Below are 20,343 nucleotides of genomic sequence, written 5' to 3' on the forward strand. Positions count from 1 at the left end.
AATATGATGCACGGCGACAGCAGGGTGATGGTGGTGGTGTGTTTGGAGACAGCCAGTTTACCAGCACCCTGTCTGTCAACTTCCACTTCCCCAAGATCCCGCGAAGAACCTTTTTTTATGGCCTCATGGACTCCCCCATCAAGAAGGGCCGCGCACTGTGGTAAGATGTCGCCCCTTATTTTGGGTCAGCGAGATTGCGCCGTGCACGACAACACCTACCTCCCCGATCACTTCCTGCGTCACATTGCGGAGTTCATGCCATCCCATCTCTCCATGGAGGCATTCGTGGCGAGTTGCCGGCAGCCGCTGCGGCGCAGCATCAGGGTCAACACCCTCAAGATCACGGTATCCGAGTTTGTCGCCCGTATGGCGCCGCTTGGTTGGCAGCTGGATCCCGTGCCCTGGTGTGCAGCCGGCTTCTGGCTCACCCGCAGCGATGAGAGCGTTCCCCTTGGCAACACGGCCGAGCATTTGTGCGGCCTCTTCTATATCCAGGAAGCGAGCTCCATGTTGCCGGTGATGGCGCTCTTTGCCAGTGAGCAAACCCGAGGGGATGGCATGTTGCTGGACGCGGCCGCCGCCCCTGGCTCCAAGACTACCCAGATCGCGGCGCTGATGGAAAACCGCGGCATGCTGATCGCCAACGAGTTTTCCAGCAGCAGGTTGAAAGTGCTGAGCGCCAATATCCAGCGCTGCGGTGTGACCAACGTCGGCATGACCCATTTCGATGCCAAGGTCTTTGGCCAATGGCTGCCTGAAACCTTCGACGCCATCCTGCTCGACGCCCCCTGCTCCGGCGAGGGGACGGTGCGAAAAGATGAAGACGCGCTGCGCAACTGGAGTCTCGAGAGCATCGACGAGATTGCCGCGGTGCAGCGTGGCCTGCTGGAGAGCGCTTTTCACGCCCTCAAACCCGGCGGCGTACTGGTCTACTCCACCTGCACCCTGAGCCTGCAAGAGAATCAGGCCGTCTGTCAGTCGTTGCAGGAGAAGTTCGGTGATGCCTTCAGCTTTGACTCGTTGGCCGATCTCTTTCCGGAAGCGGAGAAAGCCTGTACAGCGGAGGGATACTTGCACGTTTGGCCCCAGATCTTCGACAGTGAAGGCTTTTTCGTCGCCCGGTTACGCAAGCATCACTCCGTGCCCAACACCATGTTCAAACCGGGCAAGCTCGGCAAGTTCCCCTTCTCGCCGCTGCCAGAGAAAGAGGCTGGCCCCATGCTGCGGGAGATTGAAGGGAATTTTGGCATCGTGCCCCATGGCCAACTGTTTGGCCGCAATGACGAGATCTGGCTCTTCCCTCACGCCTTCGAGCAGGTACAGGGGAAGCTGCGCTTCGATCGCATCGGCATCAAGCTGGCTGAGACCTTCAAGAAGGGATATCGATTGACCCATGAATGGGCTCTGGCTTACGGCCATGAGGCGAGTAAGGGATGCGTCGAGCTGGATGCCGCCAATGCCCGTGAATTCATGATGGGACGAGATGTCTGGCCAGAGCAGGATGCCGGGAGTGGGGAAGTGATCGTTCGTTACCAGGGGCACCCGCTCGGCATGGGGAAATGGGTGGGGAGTCGCATCAAAAATGCCCTGCCCCGGGAGCTGGTACGGGACAACAACCTGTTCAATGCGTGAGAGTGGGTCGCTCGAGCAATAATAGCGCCTGTTCGAGTCTGAAAAACCCCCACTCTGGTTGAACTTTTACCCGGTTCTTGAAATGCCTAGAGCCTTGTCTAAGCTTAAGGCTATCCGCATACCAGTTAGCGCACGGCTCTGCAAGGAGCCAATTCCCCTATGCCAGGTACAAGGAATTCGTACCTGGCTTTTTTTGTCTTCCTTTTTCAACCATGCCGACACGACGCCATCGTCTATTCGAGCATGTCTGCCGACTCGGGGACATCGCTCTGCTGCGCGTTGGTCGTTTGTTGCAGTTCGTGCTGATAGAGCAGATCGATTGCCTGCTCGATGATGGAGGCCTGACTGTCTTCCAGTTGTTGCCCCAGCATGGCCAACCTCTCTGCATGACGATTGCTTATCCAGCATTGCAACCGGCTGTGGGTTTCCTGCTTGCGCTTCACGTGCTGGCGCTGCCGTTCGGCATTCTCTTGCGCAGCGCTTTTCTTCAATTCCTGGCTATCGTGACCTTCCGACATGTCTACATCGTGAATGTTATCTCTCATTTTTCATTGGCATCTTCTACGAAAGTAAATCGGATTACGACTCTCCCACCGTTATGATGTCTGTGGAGGACGACATGAATATATCACCAGATCAACAGGATATCATTTAACATAAAAAATGGAGAGGCGCGGTTCTCTATAACAACCCATCCAGGGCGTGATCGGAGAACTTGTGGGCATCGTCGAAATATTCCTGCAAGGTGCGCATGTCCTTGTGTCGGGTCACCTCGATGATCTTGTTCATCGGCTTGCCCGCCGTCACCGCCGAGGTGATGAACCCCCGCCGCAAACTGTGGCCACTGACGTGGAGATCGTCGATGGCCTGGCCGGTTCGCCGCTTGATCATCAAGTTGATACCTTGCGGCCCCAGGGGATCTGTCATCAGCTGTCCCCAGCGATTCATTCGACGAAACAGGGGGCCCTCAGCAATCCGGCTTTTTTTCAGCCATTGTTGCAGTGCAGAGACCGGGCAATACCGGGTTCCTGGAATGAGTGCTATCTCCGATTCATGGAGCTGATGTTTGCTTGGTTTGAGACAAAGGCGTATCCCCTGCCCCACAAACTGCACGTCATTCACCTCGATCCTGGCCGCTTCCGATCGACGCAAGGCGCCACTGAACATCAGGAGCAACAGGGTGTAATCTCGAAGCCCAGCCAGGTTGCTGGTGTCTATCTCGTCCAATACGCAGGCCAATGGTTTCAGGGTCAGCGCCCCCGTTTTGCGTTTGCGGTTATCACCGAGCCGTACTATGCCCCGCATCATCTCCTTTATCTCCGCATGCTCTGTCGGCATGGGGTGGATCCCCTTCTGCTTGAAGGCATAACGAATGCCGGCAAGCCGTCTTACCAGGGTGGCCGGTTTGCGAGGTTCCCCGTTGCGAAGTTCCCCCTTTCCTTCTTCCTTGTCCACCCAGACCCAGTTGGCCAGGATGCCGTCGGCCTGATCCGCCAGAAAATTCATGATGTCGTGATGTGTTGTCTGCAAGGGATCCAGCCCATGGAGTTGGCACCAGGAGACAAAGATACGGGTATCTGCCTGATAGGCATTGAGGGTGGAGTCGGCTTTGGCGCTGCGCAGGAAGCGTCTTGCCCGGCTGTTCAGCTGAGGATCGAAGACGCTTTGCAAGGATTGCTGAACTGGGTTTTGAAGGCTTGGGTAGTTCACTTAACTCTATGATTTAAAGCGGAGTTTCGGTGGATCTTACAGGATCATTCAGATCTATCAAGTATCGATAATGAATATTATCGATACTTATGAAGAGTGCTTTTAACCCATATCAGCTCCCTCATTTATTCCTCAAGCACTCTGTCACCCCTGCTCCGTTTTATCAGGTGCTGGCGATTTGATCTCGTCAGCACCCACCACATAAAGTGAGAGATAACAACTTGGCATGATTGTTTTTGGATGGATCGTGATAGTGCAGATTGTCATAGTAAAACGCCCCGCTATGCGGGGCGTTGTCTGTTATCGCTTTGCCAACTTGAACAATTCGAAGAAATTGTGGCTGGTGGCCTCCGCCAATTCAGCGAGCGGAATCTGGCGAAGATCCGCGATAAATTGGGCAACGTCGCGAACAAAGGCCGGCTCGTTCTCCCTCCCCCGGTGCGGAACCGGTGCCAGATAGGGAGAGTCGGTTTCAACCAGCAGTCGCTCCAGGGGCAACGCCTTGACCACTGCCTGCAGGGCTGAGGCGTTCTTGAAGGTGGCTATCCCCGAGATGGAAATATAGAACCCCATTGCCATCGCGGCCTCGGCCATTTCGAGGGACTCGGTGAAGCAGTGCAGCACTCCGCCCACCTGTTCGGCCCCCTCCTCTCGCATGATCCGCAGCGTGTCTTCCTGGGCATCCCGGGTGTGGATGATGAGCGGTTTGTTCAGTGCCCGGGCTACCCGGATATGTTCGCGGAAAGAGGCTTGCTGTACATCCTTGTTTTCCGGTGAATAGAAGTAGTCGAGCCCGGTTTCGCCGATGGCCACCACTTTCTCATCGGCCGCCTGAGTCAGCAGCAAGGCAGCATCCACCCCGGGATCCTGATTGAGCGGGTGAACACCGCAGGAGGCAAACACCTGGGGATGGGGGGCGATGGCCTCCATCATGGTCGGGAACTGGGCCTGGGTCACACTCACGCAGAGAAAATATCCCACGCACTGCTGCGCCGCCTTGGCCAGTACATCGGCCATGTCGGTCTGCTTGGAGCCATAACTCAAGCGATCGAGATGACAATGGGAATCAACGAGTAACATAGACAACCTTGTTTATAACCAGCGATTGAGCCAGTTCATCAAATGGATGGTGGGATTGGAAAGCTGCCCTGGCTGACAAGCCTCCTTCAGCACAACCAGCTGCTGTTCAGCTTCCAGGAGCCGTTCGCTGGAGTGTCTCTCAGCCAGTTGCTGGCTGAGTGATGCAAGATCCGGCATTGCCAGTTGATGATGGCCGCAGCCAGCCTGAAGCTTGAGGGCATCGCACAAGAAGAGCTGCAACCAGTGCAGCCGGACCTGAGTATCCTCGGCCAACTGGGCGCAGACATTCGCCGCACGGGTGGGGGCCGATGCCAGCGAGACAAATCCGTCGAGCAATGCCCGTCTGGCATCATCTTGCTGTGCTTCGATGTAGCTCAGCACCCGCAGCGGCGCCCCCTGGCAGATCCGCACCTGGGCCTGGGTGGCCTGATGGCCCTGCTCGGCGAGCCAGGCAAGGGTCTCCCCCTCAGAGGGGAGCTGGCAGACATGTTTGTGACAACGGCTCAAGATGGTGGGGAGCAGGCGAGATACCCGGGATGCGATGAGCAGCAACAGACTGTCGCCAGCCGGCTCTTCCAGCGTCTTCAGCAAAGCATTGGCGGCAGACTCCGTCATGCGCTCCGCCTCTTGAATGATCACCACCTTGCCGCGACCGAGCTGGGACGTGCTCTGGAGGCGGCTGCAAATCTCCCGGATGGCTTCGACACCTATGGTCTTGCCCTCGGGCCCCAGGGTGCCAAGATCCGGGTGATGCCTCTTCTCAAAAAGCTGGCAGGAGTGGCACTGACCGCAGGGCTCACCTCGTTGTGGATGCTGACACAGGTGCAGTCGCGCCAGTCGCTCTGCAAGCTGCTCCTTGCCAAGGCCGGGATCGCCTAGCAGCAACCAGGCGTGGCCGAGCCGTCCGGCCCGGGCCGTCTCGCTCAGGGCATGCCAATCCGGGATCAGCCAGGGATACATAGCCCCTCGCTTGCCAGATAATGCTCAAGGGCTGCCTCGATGGCGGCTTTGACTTGCGCCGGGGGCAATCCGGCATCGATGACCTGGATGGAATCATCGGCGGCCGCCAACTCGAGGTAACGCTGGCGGGTACGTTCAAAGAAGCCGATCTGCTCCAGCTCAATCCTGTCCAGCTCGCCGCGATGGCGGGCCCGCTGCAGGCCGATGGCAGGATCAATGTCGAGATAAAGGGTCAGATCCGGCTTGAAATCCCCGAGGACCGCCCGTTTGATGGCGCCGATGAGGTTCGCATCGATGCCGCGGCCCCCCCCCTGATAGGCCTGGGAGGAGAGATCATGGCGATCGCCCACTACCCAGATGCCGTCTGCCAGGGCCGGCTTGATCCGGGTCTCCACCAGTTGCACCCGGGAGGCGTACATCAACAGCAGCTCGGCCTCGACGGTCAGGCGCTCGTCGTGCACTTCCTTGACAATGGCCCGCATTCGTTCCGCCAGCGGCGTGCCGCCCGGTTCCCGGGTGCACTCGATCCGCGCCACTCCGTGGGCTTGCAGATAGTCGGTCACATAGCGCACCGCAGAGCTCTTCCCTGCCCCTTCCAATCCTTCAATCACGATAAATTTAGACATTAGGGTTTCTTCAATATGTATTCACGCACCGCCCGATTGTGTTCATCGAGGGTCTTGGAGAAGTAGTGGGCACCGCCCCCCTTGGCAACGAAGTAGAGATAGTCGGTCGATTTGGGGTTGAGCGCCGCTTCGATGGAGGCCTTGCCCGGCATGGCGATGGGCGTCGGAGGCAGACCGTCGATCACATAGGTGTTGTAGGGGTTCACGTCGGTCAAATCGCTGCGGCGAATGTTGCCATCGTACCTCTCCTTCACCCCGTAGATGACGGTAGGGTCGGTCTGCAACTTCATGCCAAGGCGTAGACGGTTGACGAACACAGAGGCAATCTGGGCTCGTTCATCCGGTTGGCCCGTCTCTTTTTCGATGATGGAGGCCATGATGAGCGCCTCATAGGGTGTCTTGTAGGGCAGATTGGCCTGACGCTTCTCCCAGGAAGCCTCCAGGAACGTTTTCATGTCCTGATAGGCACGGCGCAGGATGGAAAGATCGCTGGCATGAGTGGTATAGGCGTAGGTTTCCGGCAGGAACCACCCCTCCAGCTTGCCATTTTCGATGCCGAGTTCCTGAGCCAGCTCGGTTTCGCTCTGCTCCAGAGTCAGGCGCTCCAGATAGGGGGCGCTGGAAAGTTGCTTCAGCCAATCCTCAAAACGGGACCCTTCGACAAAGGTCAGGCTGAAGTGAAACTCCTTGCCGGAAGCAAAGAGAGAGAGAGTCTCCTTGAGCGGCGCCCCTTCCTTGATTTCATAGGTGCCGGACTTGATGGCCACCAGTTCGGGATGACCGCGCAACCAGAGGCGCACCGCCCAGGGGCTGGTTTCCCCCTCTCCCAGTTCGGCTATCAGGCGCGCCGCATGGGCGCCTTTTTCGACGGTAAAGAGGCGGGTTGGCCCCTTGTTGGTGAGCGTCTCCACCTGTTGCCACTTGTGATACACGTACCCTCCGGCAACGGCGACAGAGAGTGCCGCCCCCGCGAGCAGGGTGTAAAGCCGATTAAACTTCAATGACCAAGCGCTCCTGTAAACGGCGGATCAATACCGGACTGGGATAGTGCATATCCCCGATGCTGGTGACCGGGACAATCCCCACCAGGGTATTGGTCAGCCAGACCTCTTCCGCCTGCCAGAGTGACTCCAATGGAGCCTCTACGACACGCAGTTCAATGCCCATCTGTTTAAGCATCGTCATCACGCGCTTGCGCATGATGCCATCGATCCCGGCGCGGGTGAGATCCGGTGTGAACACCGTCCTGCCACGACGCCAAAACAGATTGGCGCTGACCCCTTCTACCAGAAATCCCCGGCTGTTCAAGACTATACCTTCGACCCCGCCACGCGCAGCAAGTTCGCGCTTCAGCATCACTTGTTCGAGGCGCCCCAGCGTCTTGAGACCGGCGAGCATGGGACTGTCCCCAAGCTGCTGCTGGCATACCAGGGCATTGATGCCGGTTTGCTGCCAATCATGATAATGCTCGGGATAAGGTGCCAAAGAGACGATGCGAGTGGGCGTGTCACAGCCTGCGCCGTCATATCCCCGCCCACCGGCGCCCCGGGTCAGCATTATCTTGACGACAGCCTGTGTCTGCCCAGAAGCCAGCTGCGCCGCCTCGTCGGCAAGCAGGTCCCAGGAGTGCTCGCCAAAACCAAGCCGGGCGTTGGCATGTTGCAGCCGGGCCAGGTGGTCCTGCCACCAGAGTACCTTCCCTTCCCTCACCAGCATGGTGGTGAAATGACCATCACCGTATGCCAGCCCACGATCCCTGGCTGACAGTGTTTCTGTGGGTATTCCATTAATCAGCAAGGGGATCCCTCCGATAAAAAAGGCCCGATACTGCCGTATCGGGCCTTATCATTCGCCCAGAGCGAATTATACGCGTTTGAAGATCAGGGAGCCATTGGTGCCGCCAAAACCGAAGGAATTGGAGAGGGCATATTCGAAGCTGCCGGCCTTGGCAACGTGCGGCACCAGATCCAGGTCGCACTCATCATCCGGGTTGTCCAGGTTGATGGTGGGAGGCACCATCTGGTCACGCAGAGAGAGCACGGTGATGATCGCCTCGATGGCGCCAGCCGCACCCAACAGGTGGCCTGTCATGGACTTGGTGGAGCTGACCATCAGGGCGCTGGCATGTTCACCAAACACCTTCTTCATGCCGCGCAGCTCTGCCACATCCCCAAGGGGGGTAGAGGTACCGTGAGCATTGATGTAACCGATCTGCTCGGGTGCGATGCCAGCATCCTTGATGGCGTTCTTCATGGCGCGTGCGCCACCATCGCCGTCCGAGGGAGGGGCCGTCATGTGATAGGCATCCCCGCTCATGCCAAAGCCGACCAGCTCGGCATAGATCTTGGCGCCGCGAGCCTTGGCATGTTCATACTCTTCCAGCACCAGTACGCCGGCACCGTCGCCCAGCACGAAACCGTCGCGATCCTTGTCCCAGGGGCGGCTCGCCTTCTGTGGTTCGTCATTGCGGGTGGAGAGCGCCTTGGCAGCAGCAAAGCCGCCCATGCCCATGGGGGTGGAGGCTTTCTCGGCACCACCGGCGACCATCACGTCCGCATCGCCATAGGCGATCATCCGGCCAGCCATGCCGATGGCATGGGTACCCGTGGTACAGGCGGTTGTCACGGCGATGTTCGGGCCCTGCATGCCTTTCATGATGGAAAGATGACCGGACACCATATTGATGATGGTGGACGGAACGAAGAAAGGGCTCAGCTTGCGGGGGCCGCCATTGATGAGGCTGCTGTGGTTCTGCTCAATCAGACCCAGACCGCCGATACCAGAGCCGATGGCAACGCCTACCCGCTCCGCGTTCTCTTCGTTGATGATCAGGCCGGAATCTTCCAGGGCCTGAACACCCGCCGCCACGCCATACTGGATGAAGAGATCCATCTTGCGGGCTTCTTTGCGGTTGATGCCGAACTCTTCGGGGTCGAAATCCTTGACCAGGCCTGCGAAACGGGTTGCGAACTCGCTTGCATCAAAGTGGTCGATGGGGGAAATGCCGCTCTGCCCGTTGAGCAGGGCTTGCCAGCTGGATTCGGCAGTGTTGCCTACCGGGGAAAGCATCCCCAAGCCGGTCACCACGACTCTGCGTTTTGACACTGAGGTAGTCTCCGAGAGGTGTTTTGAAAGGGGTAAACATAAAAGAAGCGGCCCTTGGGCCGCTTCTTTCAGAACAGGAACTTATTCCTGATTAGCGGTGATGTAGTCGATAGCCGCTTGAACAGTGGTGATCTTCTCGGCTTCTTCATCAGGAATTTCGGTATCGAATTCTTCTTCCAGCGCCATTACCAGTTCAACGGTATCCAAAGAGTCAGCGCCCAGGTCGTCGACGAAGGAGGCAGCGTTCTTCACGTCTTCTTCTTTAACACCCAGTTGTTCGATGATGATTTTCTTTACGCGTTCTTCGATGTTGCTCATGACCTGAATTTTCCTTTAAAAATACGCTATTGCGTCTGGTTGGGGTAGTGTATTCAATTGACGTGAGTTTGCAAGTGACTTGCCGCTGGTCAAACCACGAAATGTGCCAAACTTCGGCGTATTATCGCAAATTTGAACAGAACTCACGACAAATTGATTACACCATGTACATCCCGCCATTAACATGCAGGGTTTCGCCGGTAATATAGGCGGCATCATCCGATGCCAAGAATACCACAGCGGCAGCAATTTCTTTCGGATCGCCCAAACGGGCGGCAGGCACCTGATTCATGATGCCGGCGCGCTGCTCTTCATTGAGCGCCTTGGTCATGTCGGTCTCGATGAAACCGGGAGCAACCGCATTCACCGTGATGCCACGAGATGCCACTTCACGGGCCAGCGACTTGGTAAAGCCAACCAGACCCGCCTTGGCAGCAGCATAGTTGACCTGACCGGCGTTGCCCATGGTACCGACCACGGAACCGATGCTGATGATGCGACCGTTGCGCTTCTTCATCATGGCTCGCAATACTGGCTTGCTCAGACGGTACAGGGAGGTGAGATTGGTGTCGATGATCTCGTTCCACTCGTCATCCTTCATCCGCATCAGCAGGTTGTCGCGGGTGATGCCGGCGTTGTTGATCAGGATGTCGATGTCGCCAAAACGCGCCTTGATGGCGGCGAAGACGGTTTCGATAGATTCCTGACTGGTCACGTTCAGTGCCATGCCGCAGCCTTGCTCACCCAGGTAAGCACTGATCGCCTCGGCACCGCTCTCGCTGGTCGCGGTCCCCACGACTTTGGCGCCACGAGCAGCAAACATCTCCGCAATCGCACGACCAATGCCACGGCTGGCGCCAGTGACCAACACAACCTTATCGGTAAAACTCATGACTTGCTCCTGTTTACTTGATCTGGGCCAGCGCCAGCTCGAACGAGGCGGCGTCGTTGGCGTGAATACCTTCCACTCGCGCATCGATGCGCTTGGCCAGGCCGGTCAATACCTTGCCCGGGCCCATCTCGATTTCGAGGGTAACACCGTCGTTGGCCATGCGCTCTACCGTTTCAGTCCAGCGAACCGGGCTGAACAGCTGACGCACCAGGGCTTGCTTGATGGCGGCCGGATCCTGCTCACAGGAAACGTCGACATTATTGATGACGGCGATGGCAGGAACCTTGATCTCGATCCCATCCAGGGCGGCGGCCAGCTTTTCTGCGGCCGGTTTCATCAGGGCACAGTGGGAGGGCACGGAGACCGGCAGCGGCAGGGCACGCTTGGCGCCTGACTCTTTCATCAGCACGTTGGCACGCTCGACCGCCTCTTTGTGGCCGGCGATGACCACCTGACCCGGAGAGTTGAAGTTGACCGGAGAAACCACCTGCCCCTGGGCCGCTTTCTCACAGTTGGCAGCGATGCTTTCGTTGTCCAGACCGATGATGGCAGCCATGGCGCCAGTGCCTTCCGGTACGGCTTCCTGCATGGCCAAACCACGCAGCTCGACCAGCTTGACGGCATCGGCAAACGCCAGCGCGCCGCTGCACACCAGAGCGGAGTATTCCCCCAGGCTGTGGCCGGCCATCACGGCAGGGGTTGCCCCGCCTTGTTGTTGCCACAGGCGCCACAGCGCGACGGAGGCGGTCAACAGCGCTGGCTGGGTACGCCAGGTCTTGTTGAGATCCTCGGCCGGGCCTGCCATCACCAGGGCAAACAGGTCATAGCCCAGCACCTGGCTCGCCTCGGCGAAGGTCTCTTTAATCACTGCGTGTTGCTCGGCCAGCTCGGCCAGCATGCCGACGCTCTGGGAGCCTTGTCCCGGGAAGGCAATGGCAAATCGGGTCATCATTGATTCCTTTAAGGTAAGACGAATTCGGTAAGCGGGCGCCCGAGGACCGGGCACCGCTCGGTATCAGAGGCGAACCAGCGCAGAGCCCCAGGCAAAACCGCCGCCGAAGGCTTCCAGCAGGACCAGCTGGCCGGGTTTGATGCGACCATCGCGCACCCCTTCATCGAAGGCGATGGGCACGGAGGCCGCGGAGGTATTGCCATGACGATCCAGGGTCAGGATCACCTTGTCGAGCCCCATGCCGAGTTTCTTGGCGGTGGCATTGATGATGCGGAAGTTGGCTTGATGGGGCACCAGCCAGTCCAGCTCGCTCGGCTCGACGTTGGCCGCAGCCAGGGTTTCGGTCACGATCTCGCTAAGGCGTGTCACCGCCACCTTGAAGACATCGTTGCCCTTCATGTACATGTAGGCTTCGAGCTCAGCACCCGGCATGCCGCGACGGGGCTGCGGCAGTTTGAGCAGCTCGCCATAACGGCCATCGGCATGCAGATGGGTGGAGAGGATCCCAGGAGTGTCGCTGGCACCGATGACCACGGCCCCTGCCCCGTCACCAAACAGGATGATGGTGCCGCGATCTTCGGGATCGCACATGCGTGACAGCACGTCCGCACCGACAACCAGCACGTGGCGAGCAGCGCCGGATTTGACGAACTGATCGGCGATGGCGAGAGCATATGTAAAGCCGGCACAGGCGGCGGCTACGTCAAACGCCGGGATCCCCGGTACGTCAAGCAGCCCCTGCAGTTCACAGGCAGCAGCTGGGAAGGCATTCTCTGCGCTGGTAGTGGCCAGCACTATCATGTCCAGATCGGCGGCAGTCAGACCTGCCGCATCAAGCGCACGCAAGGCCGCCTGATGAGAAAGAGTCGCGACGGTTTCGTCGGCTCCGGCGATACGGCGTTCACGGATCCCGGTGCGTTCCACGATCCATTCGTCACTGGTTTCAACCATCTGTTCAAGATCGGCGTTGGTACGAACCGAACTCGGCAGATAACTGCCAGTACCCAGAATTTTGCTATGCATAGAGTTTTATAAATCCCTGTCGGAAAAGACAGATTCAAGGCGATCTGCAATTTGCAATGGAAGTTGATGTCTGGCTTCTTGTGCGGCCAGCAGAATCGCATGACACAGAGCGCGGCGCTCGGCCCGCCCATGGCTTTTTACCACAATGCCGCGCAATCCTAACAGACTCGCGCCATTATACTGGTCGGGGTTCAGGTAAGAGAAACGCCGTTTGAACATAAATCCGGCGAGTCGACCAAGAAAACTGCGTTTTTTGCGCGGATATCCGGCCAGTTCGGCCATCATCCGCACCACCCCCTCCGCGGTCTTGAGCGCCACGTTGCCCACGAAACCGTCGCAGACGATCACGTCGCACTCGCCGCTGAAGATCCTGTCCCCCTCAATGAAACCGACAAAATTCAGGGCGGAGCATTGGCGCAGCAACTCGGCGCTGTGGCGCACCAGGTCGTTGCCCTTGATCTCCTCCTCCCCTACGTTGAGCAGTGCCACTCTGGGTGAAGGTATCCCCTCCACCTTCTCTGCGACTACGGCGCCCATCACGGCAAATTGCAGCAGGGTGTCGGCATCGCAGCTCACGTTCGCACCCAGATCCAGCATCACGGTCCGCTTTCCACTCAATGTGGGCAGCGCCTTGATGAGGGCTGGCCGGTCAACACCGGGCAAGGATTTGAGCACGCACTTGGCCATGGCCATCAAGGCACCGGTGTTGCCTGCACTGACACAGGCATCGGCAGCGCCGCTCTTGACCAGATCCAGGGTCACGCGCATGGAGGAGTCTTTCAGGGTACGTAGCGCCACGATAGGCTTTTCGCCCATGCCCACGACCTGGGAGGCATGCACGAGACGAACGCGAGGGTGATTAAGCAGGCCATGTTGCTGCAGAAGAGGGGCAGTCTGGTGTTGATCACCGACCAGAACAAGTTTTAGCTGGGGTAGAAGAGACAGTGCCTGCACGGCGGCAGGCACTGTTTCCGAGGGGCCGATATCTCCCCCCATTATGTCTAGCGCGACAGTTTGCGTAGACAAAGGCAATCCTTAAGCGATTACCTTTTTACCGCGGTAGAAACCATCGGCAGTCACGTGGTGACGACGATGAATTTCGCCACTGGTCTGATCAACAGTCAGGGCAGCGGTGGTCAGCGCATCGTGGGAACGACGCATGCCACGCTTGGCGCGGGTTTTACGGTTCTGTTGTACGGCCATGGTAGGCTAACTCCTAAAATTCACTTACGTTTGAGCGCTTCAAGAACTGCAAAGGGATTCGGCCGCTCATCAGCAGGTTCGATTTCACCCCAGGTCATCTCCATGTTTCCTCTGGGACACACATCCACCGGATGCATGGCTACTTGAGGCAACGAGAGGATGAGTTCATCCTCCAGGATTTGATGAAGATCTATCTCGCCGTTTTCGTCCAACTCAATGGGCTCATAAGCTTCCGGCAGTTCTTCCTCGTTTGTTCTTTCGAACAGCGGAGTGTAAATAAAACTAGCTTCACAAAGGTGTTCAAACGTCTCACCACAACGCTGGCAAACCAGGTCGACCTTGGCATGGGCAGTGCCTTTCATAACGGTCAACTTCTGGACATCTTTGCCAAAGTGCAGTGTGACATCCACATCACTTCGCAAGCCTTCGGTTGATTCCTCCAGCCTGGGCATCTGCGACTTTTCCACTATCCCGACATAATCGAGTAGCTTCAAGGCATTACGGACTGGATCAACCTTAACGGGCAACTTCACCTTTTGCATAGGGCGCGAATATTATAGGTCCAACAAGGGATAGTCAAAGGAAAAAGTCCTTACCGCCGATGATTTTACCTTCACAGGCCCCTGCAAGAGGAACTTGTGCTCATCGGTGGCCGATTATGCCATATCGTGCAGGATCTAGCACAGGATCCTGTTCCCCTCCCCTGTCTGTCCACCGGATGTGCTCCTTGGTGTCTCATCAGGTGGCAGAACAGCGCGGGTCGCTCCCCAGCAGGCCTGATGTCGCAGCCACTCTGGGCTCGGCTTCCATCAGTCGGCGTATGGCTTTGAAACTGCCCACGGCAGCCTTGATGGCAATGGGATTGACCAGCCAGCCCGGCAAGTTGTTGCCCGGGTTGGTATAGGTTTCGAGCCGAACGAGTGTGCTGCCATCCCGTTGGGGTAGCGCCTCCCACCGTCCGGCGCTTTCCTGGATCCGGAACAGCCCTGCATGCAATGGCAGGGCATTCGGCTCTGCCCACACCTCGAGAGTCAGGCCGCAATCGATGCGTCGACTCAAATGGGAGCGGGTGATGAGCTCCCTGTCTTGCACCGGCCAGGGAGACGCCAGGCGGGTATAGACCAGATCATCGTCGGGACCAGATCTGGCCAGCACCCTGACTTCACGGCTCTGGGGCAACCACTCTTCATGGCGCGCCGTGTTGCGCAGCACCGTTATCAGCGTGCCAGGATCGGCATTCACGCGCATCTCCAGACGTAAGGCCTGAAAAGAGGTCGGAGGATGTGGCTGGGTCCAAAGCATCACCCCCTCATCCCCCTGACGAAGTTGCCATGTTCCTGCCCAGCTGGCGAAGGAGATCAGTGCCATGACCAAGGCCGCATATCGTGTCATCACGCTCAATTCCGATCTCTTGTGTTTGTGCTGTGGTTCCATCAGCATGCATGCTTCCCGCTAATTAGGCGAGTCCCGCTCTAGACATCTCCTGTTTGCGTGGCCCCATCTGCACAGATAGAATCAACCAATTGATTTATAAATGGATATCATCAAAACATGCAGCCTTCCTTGATCCTCGCGTCCACCTCGTCCTACCGCAAGACCTTGCTGGAAAAACTCGGTCAGCCATTTCACTGTGCTGCGCCTCAAGTCGATGAGACAGCGCGACACGGAGAGACCGCGGAAGCCCTGGTCAGCAGATTGGCGTTTGCCAAGGCGAGTGCGGTTGCTGCTGATCGTGATCAAGGATTGATCATCGGTTCAGATCAGGTGTGCGTCTGTGACGGGCAGATCCTCGGCAAGCCCGGCACGGCGGAAAAGGCGGTCGAGCAGTTGCTGCAGGCCCAAGGCAAGCGCGTCATCTTTTACACCGGGCTGTGCGTGATCAATGCTGCGAATGGCCATGCCGAGCAGCTCGTCGAGCCTTTCACCGTGCATTTTCGCTCGCTCGACGAAGCCGCTATCCGTCGCTATGTGGAGGTCGAACGTCCTCTGGATTGTGCCGGCAGCTTCAAATGCGAGGGAATGGGCATCGTCTTGTTCAAGGCGCTGGAGGGGCGCGATCCCAATACCCTTGTCGGTCTTCCCCTGATAGGCTTGGTTGATCTCCTGGGTCGCCACGGCCTGGCTCTGCCATAACAAGAACTCTGCCATGAAAAACGGGAGCCAAGGCTCCCGTTTTTCATGGCTGTCAGCGTGGCAGCTTGGCGAGAAACGCCTCAAGTTCCGGTGACAATGGTGCTTCCACCTGGATCTCCCGATCATCCACCGGATGAGTAAAGGTGAGCTTCCAGGCGTGCAGGAACAGACGCTTTAGCCCCTGCCCTCGCATCTTTTCATCAAAACCGGCCTCACCATATTTGTCATCGCAGGCGATGGGATGGCCGGCGTGCTGGGTGTGGACACGGATCTGGTGAGTACGGCCAGTGATGGGGCTGCACTCGACCAGGGTCGCCTCGGCAAACTGACGTGCAATCCGGAACCGGGTCTCGGAGGGCTTGCCATCGCTGCTGACCCGTACCACCCGCTCGCCGGATTGCAGATCATTTTTGCGAAGTGGCGCATTGACCACCTTGACGTGGGGTTGCCACTGGCCGCGCACCAGCGCCAGATACTGCTTGCGCATGGTCTTGACCCGCAGCTGCTCGTGCAGGCTGCGCAGAGCACTGCGCTTCTTGGCAACCAGCAGTACGCCGGAGGTGTCGCGATCCAGCCGGTGCACCAGTTCGAGGAAACGGGCTTCGGGGCGCAGGGCACGCAGCCCTTCGATGACGCCAAAACTGAGGCCGCTGCCGCCGTGCACTGCCATGCCGGACGGCTTGTTGAGCACTATCATGGCGTCGTCTTCAAACAGGATCTGGCTCTCCAGACGCTGGATGCTGCCGAGGTTGGCAGAAGGCAACTCATTCTTCTCGGCCACACGCACGGGGGGCACCCGCACCTCGTCACCGGCACAAAGCTTGTATTCCGGTTTGATGCGCTTCTTGTTGACCCGCACCTCCCCTTTTCGAAGGATGCGATAAATCAGGCTCTTGGGGACGCCCTTTAACTGAGTCTTGAGAAAATTGTCGATGCGCTGCCCGTCATGCTCAGCTTCGATGGTGAGCAGCTGCACTTGTTGATGTATCTGTGTCATGGCGCGGATTTTAACACCGCCGACAGCCCTTGGCTGCATGCTTTGTTAAAAAATGGCGTCTTGCTATAAAAGTGGTTTAAATGGGATAATAAACAAGGTTTTGTCATTGTGTTCAAGCCTTGTACTAAGTGGCCAAAATGTATGCCACCCAATCCCGAAACACCGTGTATACAAGAACATGACGGTTCCCGGGTGCGAGGTACAACGCATGGAGAACACAAACAGAGCCGACGTAAATTGTCTCCACATCGGTATCCTTAATTCACGCCCTCTCGAGAAGGCTGAACCAGAGTGCCCTTAGTTTGCGCCTCATGCATACCCCAACCGGGAGGTTGCCCCAGCATGCTGAAGACCCGAGGCCGGCGCCGGCAGGACCCAGTGGAGGAATCAAAATGACAAAATAATGAGAACTCAATGAAAAGAATGCTAATCAACGCGACTCAGGAAGAAGAGTTGCGCGTAGCGCTGGTTGACGGACAACAGCTCTACGATTTGGATATTGAAAGTCCGGGACACGAGCAGAAAAAAGCGAACATTTACAAGGGCAAGATCACCCGAGTAGAACCCAGTCTCGAAGCTGCTTTTGTTGACTATGGCGCCGAACGCCACGGTTTCCTGCCGTTAAAGGAAATCGCCCGCAATTACTTCCCCTCCGGTTACTCCTATCAGGGTCGTCCCAATATCAAAGAAGTGGTCCGCGAAGGCCAGGAAGTGATTGTCCAGATCGACAAGGAAGAGCGTGGTACCAAGGGTGCAGCCCTCACCACCTTCATCAGTCTGGCTGGCAGCTACCTGGTGCTGATGCCGAACAACCCCCGTGCCGGCGGCATCTCCCGTCGCATCGAGGGTGACGAGCGGACCGAGCTGAAGGAAGCCCTGAGCGGACTGACCGTGCCGGACGGCATGGGCCTCATCGTGCGCACTGCCGGTGTGGGCAAGTCCCCGGAAGAGCTGGAGTGGGATCTGAACGTTCTGCTCAATCACTGGGACTCCATCCACAAGGCGTCACAACAACGTTCCGCTCCGGTGCTCATTCACCAGGAGAGCAACGTCATCGTGCGCGCCATCCGTGACTATCTGCGTCGCGATGTGGGCGAGATCCTGATCGACAACCCGGTCATCTTCGAGCGCGCCAAGTCGCATATCGAGCTGGTCCGCCCCGATTTCCTCAATCGCGTGAAGCTGTACAAGGGCGATGTCGCCCTGTTCAACCACTTCCAGATCGAGAGCCAGATCGAATCGGCCTTCCAGCGCGAAGTGCGCCTGCCCTCCGGCGGCAGCATCGTCATCGACCCGACTGAAGCACTGACCTCCATCGATATCAACTCCTCCCGCGCCACCAAGGGCGGCGATATCGAAGAGACCGCCCTGCAGACCAACCTGGAAGCGGCCGACGAGATCGCCCGCCAGCTGCGCCTGCGTGACCTGGGTGGCCTGATTGTCATCGACTTCATCGACATGACCCCGGTTCGCAATCAGCGCGAAGTGGAAAACCGTCTGCGTGAAGCTGTGCATCAGGATCGTGCCCGCATCCAGCTGGGCCGTATCTCCCGTTTCGGTCTGCTGGAGATGTCTCGCCAGCGTCTGCGTCCCTCCCTCAACGAGTCCAGCAGCCATATCTGCCCCCGTTGCCAGGGTCAGGGGGTCATCCGTGACAATGAATCCCTCGCCCTGTCCATCCTGCGTCTCATCGAAGAAGAGGCCATGAAGGACAATACCGAGCAGGTGCATGCCCAGGTGCCGGTCGATGTGGCCGCCTATCTGCTCAACGAGAAGCGTACCTCCATCGCCAATCTGGAACAGCGCAATGATGTACGTGTCTACATCATTCCGAACCAGCATCTGGAAACCCCGCACTACGAAGTGACCCGCATCCGTCAGAACGAGATCCCGGAAGCGGCCAGCTACGAGCTCAAAACCGAGATTGCCAAGCCGGTCTATCAGCCGCGCCAGGCTCAGGTAGTCGAGCGTGAACAACCGCTGCTGCAAGGGTTTGCCCCGGCTCCTCAGCCGGTTGCGCCCGCCGCTCCGGCTCCTGTTGCGACTCCCGCTCCGGTTGCAGAACAAGTCGGCTTCTTTGGCAAGCTGGCCAAGGCCTTCTCCGGCCTGTTCGGTGCCTCCTCCGATGCGGCTCCGGCCGAGGTGAAGGCGCCTGCCGACAAACCGGCCGCCCAGCGCGAAGCTCGCAAGGATGACGGGCACCGTCACCAGCGCGATGAATCCCGCAGCCGTGGTCAACGTGGTCGTCGCGACGACAACCGCGGCAGTCGCAATGCCGAGGCCGGCGAGAAGCGTGAAGGCGCAGCCAGCCGCGAGAGCAGTGATCGTAATCGTCGCCCGCGCAAAGAGCGGGAACCGCGCCAGGAACGGGAACCCCGTGGCGAAGTGCGCACCGAACAGCGCATGGAGCGTGAGCCTCGCGAACCCCGCCAGGAGCGCGAACCTCGTGCCCCGCGTCCGGCTCGTGAACCTCGCGCCCCCCGCGAACCCCGTGCCGAGGTGATCGTCGAGGCGGTTGATACCGTTGATACTGCGGTCACCAGCGCTGAACCGCGTCAGGAAAAAGAGCAAAAAGTGGCCGAGCGCCGCGAACGTCGCCAACTGCGCAAGCAGATCCGTGTCGATGTCGCCGCGACCGACACCCCTGCCCTGCCGACTGACGAGCAAATCATCGATGTCGCCGACGTGCAAGCCGCCGCTGAGCAGCAAGAAGAGCAAGGCGAAGGTCAGCGTCGTTCCCGCCGTACCCCGCGCAATCAGCGCATCGAAGGGCAACGTCGCAAGCGCATCAACGAAGAGGCTCGTGGCCAGCGTGAAGACGAAGCACAAGGTGAAGTGCAGCTGACTACCGCGGCCCAGGCCGATGCGGCTCAGGTGAAGGTGGAAGAACCGGTTGTGCCTGTCATCACCATTCCGAGCGCAGAAGCGGTTGCAGCCGCCCTGCAGGCCTCCGCCGCACTGACCGAACACGTGGTGGCTGAAGCCGTTGCTGAGGAAGCGGCAGAGCAAGCACTGACAGCCCAGGCTGTGGACGCGCCCTCCACTGACGAAGTTGAGCGGGCTGCGCAAGCAGACCCTGAACCCGTGGCCGAAGTGGCAGTTGTCGAACCCGAGATGGTCGAACCTATCGTCGACACCGCCTCTCATGACGAACCTGTCGCCGTGATCGATGCTGTCGAGCAGACCCAGCAAGTGGAGGCCATCCCAGAAGAGGTTGCACCGGTTGCTGAAGCGGCACCTGTCGTGATCGCTGAGGAGACGGCCACCGCCGAGGCGGAGGTTGTCGAGATGCCGGCTGCCGTGGTGCAAACCGAGCCAGCAACCAGCCCCGAAGTGAAGGTCAGCAAGGGTGCCGGTGTATTGGCCCGTGCCCGCAAGGCCTATGCCCCCATGGCAACGCCGGCTGCGGCGCCTGCCCCGACACCCCGTGAACCCGTGGAGTACGCTCCCCTGGTACGCAGCGAAGTCGTGACCTCCGGTCGCCACGGTGGCAGCACCGCTGCCAGCAACGTGGCAACCAGCCCAGCCGGTCGCCCCTGAGCAGACTCGTTAGTCTGAATAAAGAGCCACACATTGTGTGGCTCTTTTTTTAGGTTCTTCGCGGGATCTTGGGGAAGTGGAAGTTGACAGACAGGGTGCTGGTAAACTGGCTGTCTCCAAACACACCACCACCATCACCCTGCTGTCGCCGTGCATCATATTGATATTGCCT

The 20,343-nt window shown here is 58.5% G+C and carries 20 protein-coding genes; 3 read left to right on the top strand and 17 right to left on the bottom strand.

Annotation, left to right across the window (positions count from 1 at the left end):
- The first annotated feature begins 201 nt into the window (after positions 1 to 201).
- A complete protein-coding gene (gene rsmF, locus ACNPAA_RS17980) occupies positions 202 to 1,632 on the top strand; it encodes a 16S rRNA (cytosine(1407)-C(5))-methyltransferase RsmF (protein WP_417891935.1) in 1,431 nt (476 codons plus the stop codon).
- Between the two features lie 233 nt (positions 1,633 to 1,865).
- Here rsmF and ACNPAA_RS17985 read toward each other — a convergent pair whose 3' ends face one another.
- The 16 genes from ACNPAA_RS17985 to ACNPAA_RS18060 form a co-directional block, all read right to left on the bottom strand.
- The gene (locus ACNPAA_RS17985) at positions 1,866 to 2,150 is read right to left on the bottom strand and encodes a RepB family protein (RefSeq protein ID WP_041215903.1); all 285 of its coding nucleotides are present in this window, start codon (positions 2,148 to 2,150) and stop codon (positions 1,866 to 1,868) included.
- Positions 2,151 to 2,313: 163 nt separating this feature from the next.
- Positions 2,314 to 3,342, bottom strand: coding sequence for a tyrosine-type recombinase/integrase (locus ACNPAA_RS17990; RefSeq protein ID WP_327786589.1), 1,029 nt, complete (start codon positions 3,340 to 3,342; stop codon positions 2,314 to 2,316).
- 300 nt (positions 3,343 to 3,642) lie between these two features.
- Positions 3,643 to 4,422, bottom strand: coding sequence for a TatD family hydrolase (locus tag ACNPAA_RS17995; protein WP_201871462.1), 780 nt, complete (start codon positions 4,420 to 4,422; stop codon positions 3,643 to 3,645).
- A gap of 12 nt (positions 4,423 to 4,434) precedes the next feature.
- Positions 4,435 to 5,382, bottom strand: a complete 948-nt coding sequence (gene holB, locus ACNPAA_RS18000; RefSeq protein WP_048207693.1) for a DNA polymerase III subunit delta' — start codon at positions 5,380 to 5,382, stop codon at positions 4,435 to 4,437.
- Complete coding sequence (gene tmk, locus ACNPAA_RS18005) at positions 5,367 to 6,008, bottom strand: dTMP kinase (protein WP_042017643.1); 642 nt, start codon at positions 6,006 to 6,008, stop codon at positions 5,367 to 5,369. The genes holB and tmk overlap by 16 nt, the downstream gene beginning before the upstream one ends.
- The gene (gene mltG / locus ACNPAA_RS18010) at positions 6,008 to 7,009 is read right to left on the bottom strand and encodes an endolytic transglycosylase MltG (protein ID WP_029314535.1); all 1,002 of its coding nucleotides are present in this window, start codon (positions 7,007 to 7,009) and stop codon (positions 6,008 to 6,010) included. Before mltG ends, tmk begins: the two co-directional genes overlap by 1 nt.
- On the bottom strand, positions 6,999 to 7,805 hold the full coding sequence (gene pabC, locus ACNPAA_RS18015) for an aminodeoxychorismate lyase (RefSeq protein ID WP_201871463.1): 807 nt from the start codon (positions 7,803 to 7,805) through the stop codon (positions 6,999 to 7,001). Before pabC ends, mltG begins: the two co-directional genes overlap by 11 nt.
- Positions 7,806 to 7,871: 66 nt before the next feature.
- The gene (fabF, locus tag ACNPAA_RS18020; protein ID WP_201871465.1) at positions 7,872 to 9,113 is read right to left on the bottom strand and encodes a beta-ketoacyl-ACP synthase II; all 1,242 of its coding nucleotides are present in this window, start codon (positions 9,111 to 9,113) and stop codon (positions 7,872 to 7,874) included.
- An 81-nt stretch (positions 9,114 to 9,194) separates the two neighbouring features.
- Complete coding sequence (gene acpP, locus ACNPAA_RS18025; RefSeq protein ID WP_005300909.1) at positions 9,195 to 9,431, bottom strand: acyl carrier protein; 237 nt, start codon at positions 9,429 to 9,431, stop codon at positions 9,195 to 9,197.
- 157 nt (positions 9,432 to 9,588) lie between these two features.
- Positions 9,589 to 10,323: a 3-oxoacyl-ACP reductase FabG gene (gene fabG, locus ACNPAA_RS18030; protein WP_010674742.1), complete on the bottom strand. Its 735-nt coding sequence runs from the start codon at positions 10,321 to 10,323 to the stop codon at positions 9,589 to 9,591.
- Positions 10,324 to 10,336: 13 nt separating this feature from the next.
- Positions 10,337 to 11,272 (bottom strand): ACP S-malonyltransferase, encoded by a 936-nt coding sequence (gene fabD, locus ACNPAA_RS18035; RefSeq protein ID WP_201888735.1) that lies wholly within the window; start codon positions 11,270 to 11,272, stop codon positions 10,337 to 10,339.
- Between the two features lie 66 nt (positions 11,273 to 11,338).
- Complete coding sequence (locus tag ACNPAA_RS18040) at positions 11,339 to 12,298, bottom strand: beta-ketoacyl-ACP synthase III (protein ID WP_010674740.1); 960 nt, start codon at positions 12,296 to 12,298, stop codon at positions 11,339 to 11,341.
- Positions 12,299 to 12,304: 6 nt separating this feature from the next.
- Complete coding sequence (plsX, locus tag ACNPAA_RS18045; RefSeq protein ID WP_045524864.1) at positions 12,305 to 13,324, bottom strand: phosphate acyltransferase PlsX; 1,020 nt, start codon at positions 13,322 to 13,324, stop codon at positions 12,305 to 12,307.
- 9 nt (positions 13,325 to 13,333) lie between these two features.
- The gene (gene rpmF, locus ACNPAA_RS18050) at positions 13,334 to 13,501 is read right to left on the bottom strand and encodes a 50S ribosomal protein L32 (protein ID WP_005300935.1); all 168 of its coding nucleotides are present in this window, start codon (positions 13,499 to 13,501) and stop codon (positions 13,334 to 13,336) included.
- Positions 13,502 to 13,521: 20 nt separating this feature from the next.
- Positions 13,522 to 14,043, bottom strand: coding sequence for a 23S rRNA accumulation protein YceD (gene yceD / locus ACNPAA_RS18055; protein ID WP_029314532.1), 522 nt, complete (start codon positions 14,041 to 14,043; stop codon positions 13,522 to 13,524).
- Between the two features lie 196 nt (positions 14,044 to 14,239).
- A complete protein-coding gene (locus ACNPAA_RS18060) occupies positions 14,240 to 14,941 on the bottom strand; it encodes an START domain-containing protein (protein ID WP_408794422.1) in 702 nt (233 codons plus the stop codon).
- 111 nt (positions 14,942 to 15,052) lie between these two features.
- Between ACNPAA_RS18060 and ACNPAA_RS18065 the strand changes: the two genes are divergently transcribed.
- Positions 15,053 to 15,634, top strand: coding sequence for a Maf family protein (locus tag ACNPAA_RS18065; RefSeq protein ID WP_113978916.1), 582 nt, complete (start codon positions 15,053 to 15,055; stop codon positions 15,632 to 15,634).
- 52 nt (positions 15,635 to 15,686) lie between these two features.
- Here ACNPAA_RS18065 and rluC read toward each other — a convergent pair whose 3' ends face one another.
- Positions 15,687 to 16,631, bottom strand: a complete 945-nt coding sequence (rluC, locus tag ACNPAA_RS18070) for a 23S rRNA pseudouridine(955/2504/2580) synthase RluC (RefSeq protein WP_204509413.1) — start codon at positions 16,629 to 16,631, stop codon at positions 15,687 to 15,689.
- A gap of 414 nt (positions 16,632 to 17,045) precedes the next feature.
- On the opposite strand from rluC, the gene rne reads away from it, so the two are divergent.
- Positions 17,046 to 20,171 (top strand): ribonuclease E, encoded by a 3,126-nt coding sequence (gene rne, locus ACNPAA_RS18075; RefSeq protein WP_113978919.1) that lies wholly within the window; start codon positions 17,046 to 17,048, stop codon positions 20,169 to 20,171.
- Positions 20,172 to 20,343 lie beyond the last annotated feature (172 nt).

The organism is Aeromonas sp. PS2Canimalfood6, assembly GCF_048276795.1.
GTDB lineage: Bacteria > Pseudomonadota > Gammaproteobacteria > Enterobacterales > Aeromonadaceae > Aeromonas > Aeromonas caviae.

Coding starts and splice junctions, on each gene's coding strand:
- fabG (WP_010674742.1), bottom strand. CDS start 10,323: ATGAGTTTTACCGATAAGGTTGTGTTGGTCACTGGCGCCAGCCGTGGC.
- ACNPAA_RS18040 (WP_010674740.1), bottom strand. CDS start 12,298: ATGCATAGCAAAATTCTGGGTACTGGCAGTTATCTGCCGAGTTCGGTT.
- yceD (WP_029314532.1), bottom strand. CDS start 14,043: ATGCAAAAGGTGAAGTTGCCCGTTAAGGTTGATCCAGTCCGTAATGCC.
- rluC (WP_204509413.1), bottom strand. CDS start 16,631: ATGACACAGATACATCAACAAGTGCAGCTGCTCACCATCGAAGCTGAG.
- acpP (WP_005300909.1), bottom strand. CDS start 9,431: ATGAGCAACATCGAAGAACGCGTAAAGAAAATCATCATCGAACAACTG.
- ACNPAA_RS17995 (WP_201871462.1), bottom strand. CDS start 4,422: ATGTTACTCGTTGATTCCCATTGTCATCTCGATCGCTTGAGTTATGGC.
- rne (WP_113978919.1), top strand. CDS start 17,046: ATGAAAAGAATGCTAATCAACGCGACTCAGGAAGAAGAGTTGCGCGTA.
- ACNPAA_RS17985 (WP_041215903.1), bottom strand. CDS start 2,150: ATGTCGGAAGGTCACGATAGCCAGGAATTGAAGAAAAGCGCTGCGCAA.
- rpmF (WP_005300935.1), bottom strand. CDS start 13,501: ATGGCCGTACAACAGAACCGTAAAACCCGCGCCAAGCGTGGCATGCGT.
- ACNPAA_RS18060 (WP_408794422.1), bottom strand. CDS start 14,941: ATGCTGATGGAACCACAGCACAAACACAAGAGATCGGAATTGAGCGTG.
- ACNPAA_RS18065 (WP_113978916.1), top strand. CDS start 15,053: ATGCAGCCTTCCTTGATCCTCGCGTCCACCTCGTCCTACCGCAAGACC.
- holB (WP_048207693.1), bottom strand. CDS start 5,382: ATGTATCCCTGGCTGATCCCGGATTGGCATGCCCTGAGCGAGACGGCC.
- tmk (WP_042017643.1), bottom strand. CDS start 6,008: ATGTCTAAATTTATCGTGATTGAAGGATTGGAAGGGGCAGGGAAGAGC.
- fabD (WP_201888735.1), bottom strand. CDS start 11,272: ATGACCCGATTTGCCATTGCCTTCCCGGGACAAGGCTCCCAGAGCGTC.